A 2,343-nucleotide genomic window follows, 5' to 3' on the forward strand; every position below is an offset into this window, starting at 1 on the left:
TTCCAAATGAGACGACCTCTAAGGTCTCCCAGCCTTCGAAGGCGGAGACCCTTGAGGCCGACATGGAGTGGGCCGCTCAGCACGCCAAGGGCTCGAAGGCGTGGGCGATCCTCGAGGCGAAGAAGACCGGCAACAAGGTCGTCGCCTATGACGAGACGACGGCCACCTCCTACACCGTCGCCAACCCTGACGGCACCCTCACCACCGACCTGACTTCCGGGCCCGAGCGGGTCTGGCGTGGCGGTAAGTGGCGCACGGTCGACGTCTCACTGACCAGGGCCGGCGATGGCTCTGTGAAGGCGAAGGAGCACCCGAACGGGCTGCGTCTGGCGGGTAAGGGCGGTACCGTTCCGCGCTCGCTGGCCGCCGCGCAGGACGCTGCCCCGCGGGACCTCGTCACTCTCGGCAGTGACGACCAGGCGGTGACTGTGCAGTGGAAGGGCGGCCTTCCCGCGCCGGAGCTGGACGGCACAACGGCCCGCTACCGTGAGGCCGTGCCCGGCGCCGACGTCATCGTCGAGGCCACGCGGACCGGCTTCGAGCAGTTCGTCGAGATCGCCAAGAGGCCCTCTGGTGCCTACTCCTACACGCTGCCGGTCAAGGCCAAGGGTTTGAAGGCTACAGCGCACAAGGACGGGTCGGTGTCCTTCACCGACGCCGAGACCGGTGAGCGGCGGGCGACGATGCCGGCCCCGGTCATGTGGGACGCGTCCGTGGACAAGCGGTCGGGTGAGCACACCCGCCGGGCCCGCGTCGACATGAAGGTCGTGAACAAGGGCACCGGCCGCATCGACCTGGTCGTCACGCCCAGCGCGGACTTCCTCGCCGACCCGAAGACCCAGTACCCGGTCACGGTGGACCCCTCGACCTCCGCGCTGGCGTCCACGTTCGACACCTACGTGCAGCGCGGCGAGACGGTCGACTGGTCGGCCGACACCGAACTCGACTTCGGCAACCCGGGCACCACCAACGCCGACGGCACCACCCGCGTGGCCCGGTCCTTCATCCACTGGAACACCACGCCCATCCAGGACGCGTTGATCATCGACACGAACCTGGCGCTGTGGAACTTCCACTCCGGCAACACCGACTGCACCAACCAGGAGTGGACCATCTGGGACACCACCCAGGCCTCCACCTCCTCGCGGTGGACGAACCAGCCCACCTGGAACCAGCAGTACCACTCCTCCACGCAGACCCGCGGCAACCCGGACTGCACCGCCACCCAGCCCGACGGGTGGATCAACGCCGACGTCGACACCCTCGTACAGACCTGGGCCTCGGCCAAGGCGACCCGCGGCTTCATGGGCCTACGCGCGGCCACCGACGACACCCGCGCCTGGAAACGCGTCAACTCCGGCAACGCCACCACCAACCAGCCGAAGCTGACCGTCACCTATAACTACCGGCCCTCCGACGGCACCAACCGCCAGGCCGGCCCGCCGTTCAAGTCCTACGCCGGCGTGTGGGCAGTGAACACGACGACCCCGACCCTGCGGGACACCTTCACCGACCCCGACGGCGACACCGTCAACGGCACCTTCCAGGTCTACGACGCCGCCACCAACACCCCCATCACCACCCCGGCCGGCGAAGGCCTGATCGTCTCCGACTTCGGCCCCGAGGGACAGCCCGTCAGCGTGGTCGTGCCCGCAGGCCAACTCCAGGACGGCAAAACCTACAAGTTCCGCACCAACGCCTACGACGGCACCCACTACAACGTCTCCTGGTCCACCTGGACCGAGTTTGTCGTCGACACCACCGCACCGGGGGCCCCGGCCAAGATTGCCTCGACCGACTACCCCGAGGGCGCGTGGACGCCGAACAATGGCACCGGCGATTTCGACATCACGCCTTCGGCCGGTAACGATGTCCGAGGCATCCAGAGCCGTACCAACGGTGGCGCCTGGAGTGCCGAGAAGCCCGCAGTTGCCGGTCAGCCCACCACTGTGACGGGCACGCCGGACGAGCGAGGCATGAACCGCACCGAGGGCCGCGTTGTCGACCGCGCGGACAACACGGGCTCGGCGAAGGTCTACGACTACGGCACCGGCAAGGAGCCGATCAGTGGCGATACTGCCGTACCAGACGGCGGTACCAGCACAGACCCCATCCCGGAGGAGGAGCCCTACGAGGCAGAGGATGTGCCCGAAAAGCAGCCGAGCCCGCACGGCGCCCCTCCGGAGCCTGGGAGCCGGGACAACTGCTACACGACCGACAATCCTGAGATCGAGATGTGTCAGAGCCGCAAGTACGACGCCGAGATCGCCATGGCAGCGAGGACACTTGTACTACAGCCGGAGATCTTGTGACGGAGTCTGTGTGGTGTCGTTGACCGGGCAT

General features: G+C 67.5%; 1 protein-coding gene. It reads left to right on the forward strand.

From position 1 onward, the window contains the following. The first annotated feature begins 62 nt into the window (after window positions 1–62). Entirely contained in the window at window positions 63–2,312 is a 2,250-nt protein-coding gene (locus tag StrepF001_RS44965) for a DNRLRE domain-containing protein (protein ID WP_129803839.1), read from the forward strand. Window positions 2,313–2,343 lie beyond the last annotated feature (31 nt).

The sequence above is a fragment of the Streptomyces sp. F001 genome (genome assembly GCF_004187715.1).
GTDB classification, from domain to species: domain Bacteria; phylum Actinomycetota; class Actinomycetes; order Streptomycetales; family Streptomycetaceae; genus Streptomyces; species Streptomyces flavusporus.